Origin of the sequence: Methylorubrum podarium, assembly GCF_022179745.1 — a bacterium.
GTDB classification, from domain to species: domain Bacteria; phylum Pseudomonadota; class Alphaproteobacteria; order Rhizobiales; family Beijerinckiaceae; genus Methylobacterium; species Methylobacterium podarium.
Map to the genome: position 1 here is coordinate 1 of NZ_BPRD01000596.1, position 8,235 is coordinate 8,235.

General features: G+C 68.8%; 9 protein-coding genes. 5 read left to right on the forward strand and 4 right to left on the reverse strand.

Features of this window, described 5'->3' with window-relative positions:
* The coding region (locus tag MFF42_RS24230) for a DUF2243 domain-containing protein (RefSeq protein WP_238258408.1) at window positions 1-358 on the reverse strand (358 nt) is incomplete at its 3' end.
* 11 nt (window positions 359-369) lie between these two features.
* Window positions 370-1,269, reverse strand: a complete 900-nt coding sequence (locus MFF42_RS24235; RefSeq protein WP_238258410.1) for an MBL fold metallo-hydrolase — start codon at window positions 1,267-1,269, stop codon at window positions 370-372.
* A gap of 354 nt (window positions 1,270-1,623) precedes the next feature.
* Here MFF42_RS24235 and MFF42_RS24240 point away from each other — a divergent pair, with 354 nt between their 5' ends.
* The gene (locus MFF42_RS24240) at window positions 1,624-2,358 is read left to right on the forward strand and encodes a DUF4336 domain-containing protein (protein WP_238258412.1); all 735 of its coding nucleotides are present in this window, start codon (window positions 1,624-1,626) and stop codon (window positions 2,356-2,358) included.
* A gap of 34 nt (window positions 2,359-2,392) precedes the next feature.
* On the opposite strand, the gene MFF42_RS24245 is transcribed toward MFF42_RS24240, so the two are convergent.
* Both MFF42_RS24245 and MFF42_RS24250 read right to left on the reverse strand, forming a co-directional pair.
* Entirely contained in the window at window positions 2,393-2,590 is a 198-nt protein-coding gene (locus tag MFF42_RS24245; RefSeq protein WP_238258413.1) for a hypothetical protein, read from the reverse strand.
* A 151-nt stretch (window positions 2,591-2,741) separates the two neighbouring features.
* Window positions 2,742-3,635, reverse strand: a complete 894-nt coding sequence (locus MFF42_RS24250) for a S1 family peptidase (protein WP_238258415.1) — start codon at window positions 3,633-3,635, stop codon at window positions 2,742-2,744.
* Window positions 3,636-4,004: 369 nt separating this feature from the next.
* Between MFF42_RS24250 and MFF42_RS24255 the strand changes: the two genes are divergently transcribed.
* From MFF42_RS24255 to MFF42_RS24270, 4 genes are all read left to right on the forward strand, one after another.
* Window positions 4,005-5,885 (forward strand): methanol/ethanol family PQQ-dependent dehydrogenase, encoded by a 1,881-nt coding sequence (locus MFF42_RS24255; protein WP_238258417.1) that lies wholly within the window; start codon window positions 4,005-4,007, stop codon window positions 5,883-5,885.
* Window positions 5,886-6,163: 278 nt separating this feature from the next.
* Window positions 6,164-7,045, forward strand: coding sequence for a methanol oxidation system protein MoxJ (moxJ, locus tag MFF42_RS24260; protein WP_238258419.1), 882 nt, complete (start codon window positions 6,164-6,166; stop codon window positions 7,043-7,045).
* A 53-nt stretch (window positions 7,046-7,098) separates the two neighbouring features.
* A complete protein-coding gene (moxG, locus tag MFF42_RS24265) occupies window positions 7,099-7,692 on the forward strand; it encodes a cytochrome c(L), periplasmic (RefSeq protein ID WP_238258421.1) in 594 nt (197 codons plus the stop codon).
* A 131-nt stretch (window positions 7,693-7,823) separates the two neighbouring features.
* Complete coding sequence (locus tag MFF42_RS24270) at window positions 7,824-8,114, forward strand: methanol dehydrogenase [cytochrome c] subunit (RefSeq protein WP_238258423.1); 291 nt, start codon at window positions 7,824-7,826, stop codon at window positions 8,112-8,114.
* The last annotated feature ends 121 nt before the right edge of the window (window positions 8,115-8,235 follow it).

Here is an 8,235-nt window from a genome sequence, read left to right on the forward strand (position 1 = left end):
TCAGCCCCTCGACGAGGTTGAACACGCCCCAGCCGACGAGCAGGCTGCCGACCAGCGCCCGGTTCGACCAGCGCAGATGCCGCCCCCGCGCCCGGCGCCACAGGATGAACAGCCCGATCACGACGAAGACGTAGGTGGCGCTGTGGAAGATCCCGTCCCAGAGCGTGTTGAGTTCGAGGTTCTCGATCGAGGTGATCGGGTACCAGGAGCTGAGCATGTGGTGCCATTGCAGCACCTGATGCAGCACGATGCCGTCGAAGAAACCGCCGAGGCCGAGCCCGAACAGCACGCCCGCCGCGACCGGGAAGTCGGCCCCCTCCGTCGGCGCGGGAGCGCTCGGCTGATCGCATGCCGCCATCGCCGCCGGCCTCACGGCGAGCGGTAGGCCGAGCCGTCCTCGGCCCGTGCCGGCGTCTCGACGTAGCGGCCCTGATCCGGCACGGCGACGCGCTCGAAGTCTTGGGCCAGCGCGTCGAGGCCGCGGCGCAGCTCCGGTCCCTGGAGGGGACGCCCGTGGCCGGTGATCGCCCGCTCGGGCCCGAGCGCGGCGAGGCTGCGCACGGAGCCGCCCGCCGCCGGCCAGTCGAGGGTCAGATACATCGGCGGGCCGTGCACCTCGGGCGCCTGCATCGCCACGGCATAGGCCGATTCCTGGGCGGTGGTGACGAAGGCGTCGCCCGCGATCAGGCTGCGGTCGGCCTCGCGCCAGAACGAGACATGGCCCGGCGAATGCCCGGGCGTGTGCAGCCAGCGCCAGCCCGGCATCGGCGGCACGCTGCCGTCGGCGGGCAGGAGGCGCAGGCGGGACGACACGTCCACGGGCTTGGTGGGGTAGAGCGGCGCGATGCGCGCCATCAGGCCGCCGCCGACGCTCGGATCCGGCGCCGGGTAGGCGGCGCTGCCGTCGAGATAGGGGCGCTCCAGGCCGTGGGCGTAGACGGGCACGTCCCACTCCTCCGCCAGATCCTCCAGCACGCCGACATGGTCGAAATGGCCGTGGGTCAGCACGATGGCCGCCGGGCGGGCGCCCTCGCCGAAGCGGGCGTCAGCGGCTTCGCGGATCGCGGTTTTCGAGCCCGGAATCCCGGCATCGACGAGGACCCAGTTGCGGTCGCCGGCACCGGGGCTGCCGACGAACACGACGTTGGCCAGGACGAGGCGGCGATAGGCGAGATCGGGCGCGATCGCGTGGGTGCCGTCGTCGCGCTCGGCATCGGCCCGCGGGTCGTCGGCGCGGGCCTGGCGGCTGATCGGGATCTGCTGCGCCACGGCCTTCTCCTGTGCGCGGGTGGGACGGGGATCGGTGAGACGGGGATCGGGGCGCGTTCCGGCCGTGCGGGAACGGTCATCACGGGAAGGCCGGCGCGAAAGCTTTGTTCCCGCCCGGCGCCCGTCCTGCGACAGATCAGAAAAGAGTGCCGCGACGCCTCTTCTCGAAACTTCGCGAGAAAGCCGAGGTTGGAAGGCTATAGGCCGCACGGCGATCCGGCCTGTGCGGTCTCGGAGCCATGCACCGCGCAGCTATTGTTCCGTGCCGGGCTCTCCCCGCCCCTGTCACGCGGCTGCCGGGCGGGGGCGCCATGATGGGCCTCCCGCGAGACCCCTGATTCCGGGCCCGATGCCGTGAGCGATCCGACCTATCCCCCTCTCGACGTGCTCAAGCCGGTGGCCTTCGGCCTCTGGATCGTGGATAGCGGCCCGATCCACGCCGCCGGCCTGCCGCTGCCCGTGCGCATGAGCGTGGTGCGGCTCTCCGACGGCGGCATCTGGCTGCACTCGCCGACCCGCTACGACGCGGGTCTGCACCGCGAGATCGAGGCGCTCGGGCCGATCCGCCACCTCGTCGCGCCCAACGTCGCCCACTGGACCTACCTGAAGGAATGGCAGCGCCGTTGCCCGCAGGCCCTGACCTGGGCCGCGCCGAACCTGCGCCAGCGCCGGCCGGTCCGCCGGGCGGCCCTGCGCCTCGACCGGGATCTCGGCGACGAAGTCCCGCCCGAATGGTCCGGCGACCTGACGCAGGTGATCGTGCCCGGCGGCTTCGGATTCCGGGAGGTCGCCTTCTTCCACGCCGCCTCGGCGACGCTGATCCTGACCGATCTCGTGCTGAACCTGGAGCCGGCCAAGCTCCCGCTCGTCCTGCGCCCGCTCATGCGGATCGCCGGGGCGACCGCGCCCGACGGACGGGCGCCGCTCTATCTCCGGCTCGTGGTGCGCCTGCACAAGCGCGAGGCGGCCCGCGCCGCCGCCAAGCTCCTCGCCCTGTCGCCGGAGCGCGTGGTGTTCAGCCACGGCGCCTGGTTCGACCGGAACGGCACGGGCGAACTGCGCCGCTCCCTCCGCTGGCTGCTTGACTGAGGCGGGCGGCGGCGCTCCTGCGCCGCCGCGTCGGTCAGGCGTTGCCCCGCCCGCGGTGATCGGGATCGACTCCGCCCTCCGGCGTGGTCTCGTTCTCGACATCGCCCTCGACGGTGGAATCGCCTCGGATCGCGTCCGGGTCCGTTCCGGTCAGGCCCTTCGATTGGCCGATACCCGGATTGCCCTTCAGGTCGGCATCGGTCGGCGTGTCCGTCTTCAGATGCTTCGACATACGAATGTCGCCTCCCGGCGTCTCTCGGTGGAATCCGGGCAACCGGGGTCCGCGGCGGGTGTTCCGAGCCGGTCCCGCCGCCCCGTCGCCGCGGCGGCGGGCTCCGTCCACAGGAATTCCGTTCCTCCCGAGGCGTTTGCGCGGTCCCCGCTCACGGCGCCTGCGGCGTCGTGTCCTCCCGCTGCGCCCGGCGCAGGGCGTCGCGCAACGCGCCCTCGATGAGCAGGGCGGAGCCGTAATGGAACTCGATGTCGAAGGCGTGCCGGGAGTTCATGGAGAGCGAGGCGCTCTGCATGGCGACGAGCCGGCCCGCCTCGTCGAACAGCCCCGAGCCCGAGCCGCCGTAGCCGTCGTTGCAATCGTGGCGGGCACGGCGGATGCCGCCTTCCGTCGGCGGATCGATCCGGCGGATCGTGCAGGTCTCCAGGCTGCTGTCGCCGCGGTAGTTCTGGTGACCGCCGGGGGCGACCAGCGTCACGGGCAGCGAGAGGTCGCCCGTCGACAGGTCGGGGTCGGCGTCCGGCACCGGCTGGCGCGGCCCCTCGGCGGGCTGGGCGAGGCGCAGCAGCGCCCAATCGTCGGTGATGTGAAGACGCGTGGCGTCCGCGGCCACGCCGAGGCGCAAGCTCTCGGCGACGAAGTCGTAGTTGCGGCCGCCGATCTGGAAATAGCAGTCGCCGACCGCCCGCGTGGTCTCGAGCTGCCGGTTGCGGAAGTTGTGCGCGTTCAGCATCACGGTCGAGGCCGTGCCGATCAGCCACGCGGCCGCCGCCTTCTGCGGCACCCCGTCCGGGCGGCGGCACCAGAGGACGCCCGCCCCCGGATAGCGCGCCCGGTCGCCGCTCGTCATGTCGCGGCGCCCGTCATGGGGATAGAGCGCGGCGGTCTCGGTCACGTCCCTTGCCGGCGCGCGGGCCGGTGGACCGGCCTCTCGCGGCGGGTGCGTCGCGTCGTCTCCGACCGCGGCGCCGATCCCGGCCCATGCAAACAGGGCGAGTACGCCGCACACCGCCGGAACGCCCCGCGCACGCTGCCCCTGCGCCATGGCCGACACGCCTCCCGCCTGCCGGGCCGCTTCGCGAGGGCCCGTTGACGACAGTGGTGCGACGGGTCCCAGTCCTGGTCAAGACGATGTCCGCAAGTTGCGACACTACGCCTTGTCACTTTTAGAATTGCCTTATCGTCCCGACAAGAAATGTCCGACCAGCTAAAGACATCTCGACCAATCAAAGCCTAGAAATTATAGGCGAAGGGGCGCTAATAAGTCTTTCATAAGACCGCGGCGATCTAAGAATCCTCTTAGTTCCACGATGCGGCACTTCGAAGGACTTCGGAGCGAGCCTGGAACCTCAGAAAAACGTCTGAGAGATACCGCGAGGCCGAAAGGCGAGGCGGTTCAGTGAGGAGACGCAGGATGAGCAGGTTTGTGACATCGGTCTCGGCCCTGGCGATGCTGGCGCTCGCGCCGGCCGCGCTGTCGAGCGCCGCTTACGCCAACGACAAGCTGGTCGAGTTGTCGAAGAGCGACGACAACTGGGTGATGCCCGGCAAGAACTACGACTCGAACAACTACAGCGAACTGAAGCAGATCAACAAAGGCAACGTGAAGCAGCTTCGGCCGTCTTGGACGTTCTCCACCGGTCTGCTGAACGGCCATGAGGGCGCGCCGCTCGTCGTCGACGGCAAGATGTACATCCACACCTCGTTCCCGAACAACACCTTCGCGCTGGGCCTCGACGACCCGGGCACCATCCTGTGGCAGGACAAGCCGAAGCAGAACCCGGCCGCCCGCGCGGTCGCCTGCTGCGACCTCGTCAACCGCGGCCTCGCCTACTGGCCCGGCGACGGCAAGACCCCGGCGCTGATCCTCAAGACCCAGCTCGACGGCAACGTCGCGGCGCTCAACGCCGAGACCGGCGAGACGGTGTGGAAGGTCGAGAACTCCGACATCAAGGTCGGCTCGACGCTGACCATCGCCCCCTACGTCGTGAAGGACAAGGTGATCATCGGCTCCTCGGGCGCCGAGCTCGGCGTGCGCGGCTACCTGACCGCCTACGACGTGAAGACCGGCGAGCAGATCTGGCGCGCCTACGCCACGGGTCCGGACAAGGACCTGCTGCTGGCTTCCGACTTCAACATCAAGAACCCCCATTACGGCCAGAAGGGCCTCGGCACCGGCACCTGGGAGGGCGATGCCTGGAAGATCGGCGGCGGCACCAACTGGGGCTGGTACGCCTACGATCCGGGCACCAACCTGATCTACTTCGGCACCGGCAACCCGGCGCCGTGGAACGAGACCATGCGTCCGGGCGACAACAAGTGGACGATGACGATCTTCGGCCGCGACGCCGACACGGGCGAGGCCAAGTTCGGCTACCAGAAGACCCCGCACGACGAGTGGGACTATGCCGGCGTCAACGTCATGATGCTCTCCGAGCAGAAGGACAAGGACGGCAAGGCCCGCAAGCTGCTGACCCACCCGGACCGCAACGGCATCGTCTACACGCTCGACCGCACCGACGGCGCGCTGGTCTCGGCCAACAAGCTCGACGACACGGTCAACGTGTTCAAGTCGGTCGATCTCAAGACCGGCCAGCCGGTGCGCGATCCCGAGTACGGCACCCGGATGGACCACCTCGCCAAGGACATCTGCCCCTCGGCGATGGGCTACCACAACCAGGGTCACGACTCGTACGATCCGAAGCGTGAACTGTTCTTCATGGGCATCAACCACATCTGCATGGACTGGGAGCCCTTCATGCTTCCCTACCGTGCGGGTCAGTTCTTCGTCGGCGCGACGCTGAACATGTATCCGGGCCCGAAGGGCGACCGTCAGAACTACGAAGGTCTCGGCCAGATCAAGGCGTACAACGCGATCACCGGCGACTATAAGTGGGAGAAGATGGAGCGCTTCGCCGTGTGGGGCGGCACCATGGCCACCGCGGGCGACCTCGTCTTCTACGGCACGCTCGACGGCTACCTGAAGGCGCGCGACTCCGACACGGGTGACCTTCTCTGGAAGTTCAAGATCCCGTCCGGCGCCATCGGCTACCCGATGACCTACAGCCACAAGGGCACGCAGTACGTCGCCATCTACTACGGCGTCGGCGGCTGGCCGGGCGTGGGCCTCGTGTTCGACCTCGCCGACCCGACCGCCGGCCTCGGCGCGGTGGGCGCCTTCAAGAAGCTCGCCAACTACACCCAGATGGGCGGCGGCGTGATCGTGTTCTCGCTCGACGGCAAGGGTCCCTACGACGATCCGAACGTCGGCGAGTGGAAGTCGGCCGCCAAGTAAGGCCGGCGCTTCGACGGACGAACCTCCCCTCCCCCCTCGCGGGGGAGGGACACGGCTGGGGTGGTGCGGGCCCTCGAACGACCCGCGACCTGGTCCGCACCATCCCGCCCCCGCTCTCCGCAGACTGTTTCCCCTTCACGTGCCGATGCCCCGGCACGGGCGACGATCTGCACGGGAGATGCGTGGGGGGCAGGCCGGGACGATCCCGACAGGGCGTCCGAGCTGAAAGCCTGAGCCCCGCGCCAAGACGTCATAAGAATAATCCAGAGGAAACGAAGATGTCGCTCGTGAACGGACGCCGCCGCGCGGCCGCCTCGGCCGTCGCCCTGACCGCGGCTCTGACGACCCTGTGCGGGGCCGCCCTGGCGCAGGACAAGAAGGCCGCCGAGGCCGCGAAACCCGATGCCGGGACCCTGCGCGTCTGCGCCGCCGAGCAGCCGCCGCTCTCGATGAAGGACGGCTCGGGGCTCGAGAACCGCATCGCCACCGCCGTCGCCGAGGCCATGGGCCGCAAGGCGCAGTTCGTCTGGCTCGGCAAGCCCGCGATCTACCTCGTGCGCGACGGGCTGGAGAAGAAGACCTGCGACGTGGTGGTCGGGCTCGATTCCGACGATCCGCGGGTGCTCACCAGCAAGCCCTATTACCGCTCGGGCTACGTCTTCCTCACCCGCGCCGACAAGGATCTCGACATCAAGTCCTGGTCCGATCCGCGGCTCAAGGACGTGAGCCACATGGTGGTCGGCTTCGGCACGCCCGGCGAGGCGATGCTCAAGGACATCGGCCGCTACGAGGAGGACATGGCCTACCTCTACTCGCTGGTGAATTTCCGCGCGCCCCGGAATCAATACACGCAGATCGACCCGGCCCGGATGGTGAGCGAGGTCGCCACCGGCAAGGCCGAGGTCGGCGTGGCCTTCGGACCCGACGTCGCCCGCTACGTGCGCGATTCTTCGACCAAGCTGCGCATGACCCCGGTGCCCGACGACACCACCCGCAGCGACGGCCAGAAGATGCCGCAGAGCTTCGACCAGTCGATGGGCGTGCGCAAGGACGACACGGCCCTGAAGGCGGAACTCGACGCCGCGCTGGAGAAGGCCAGGCCGAGGATCGAGGCGATCCTGAAGGAGGAGGGCGTGCCGGTGCTGCCCGTCTCGAACTGATGGATCCGACGAACGGCACGGCGATCAGGACAATGAGGAACAAGACCAAGACGATGACGAAGCGCACAACGATCGGAACCGCCCTTCTGGGCCTCGTGCTCGCCGGCAGCCTCCTTCCCGCCCTCGCCCAGCCCCAGTCCGGCCCGCAGACGGGCGTCGTGTTCCGCAACACGGTGACCGGCGAGACGCTCGACGTGTCCCAGGGCAAGGAGGGCGGCCGCGACACGCCCGCCGTGAAGAAGTTCCTCGAGACCGGCGAGAACCTCTACATCGACGACAAGTCCTGCCTGCGCAACGGCGAGAGCCTGTTCGCGACCTCCTGCTCCGGCTGCCACGGCCACCTCGCCGAGGGCAAGCTCGGGCCGGGCCTCAACGACAATTACTGGACCTATCCCTCGAACACGACCGATGTCGGCCTGTTCGCCACGATCTTCGGCGGCGCCAACGGCATGATGGGCCCGCACAACGAGAACCTGACGCCCGACGAGATGCTGCAGACCATCGCCTGGATCCGGCACCTCTACACGGGGCCGAAGCAGGACGCGGTCTGGCTCAACGACGAGCAGAAGAAGGCCTACACGCCCTACAAGCAGGGCGACGTCATCCCGAAGGACGCCAAGGGCCAGTGCCAGCCGCTGGAGGAGTGATCCTTTCGGGTTTCGGGCCGGCTTCGACCGGCGCGATCGAGGGGGCAGACCGTGGGACCACGCCGCGCGCGGCGCGGTCCCCGAGAAGAGCAAGCCCCGAAAAGAGCACGTCTCATAAAGTGGAGGAAACCATGAAGACCACTCTCATCGCCGCCGCGGCCGTCGCCCTCGCCGGACTCGCCGCCCCGGCGCTCGCCTATGACGGCACCAAGTGCAAGGCGCCGGGCAATTGCTGGGAGCCGAAGCCCGGCTTCCCGGAAAAGATCGCCGGCTCCAAGTACGATCCCAAGCACGATCCGAAGGAGCTAAACAAGCAGGCCGATTCCATCAAGCAGATGGAAGAGCGCAACAAGAAGCGGGTCGAGAATTTCAAGAAGACTGGCAAGTTCGAGTACGACGTCAGCAAGATCTCGGCGAATTGAGTTTCTTGTCCCCTCCCCCTTGCGGGGAGGGGTTCGGGGTGGGGGTCGAGCAGAAGGCACCGCCGCGCTCGATCCGGCACCACCCCCACCTCCCACCTCCTCCCCGCAAGGGGGAGGAGAG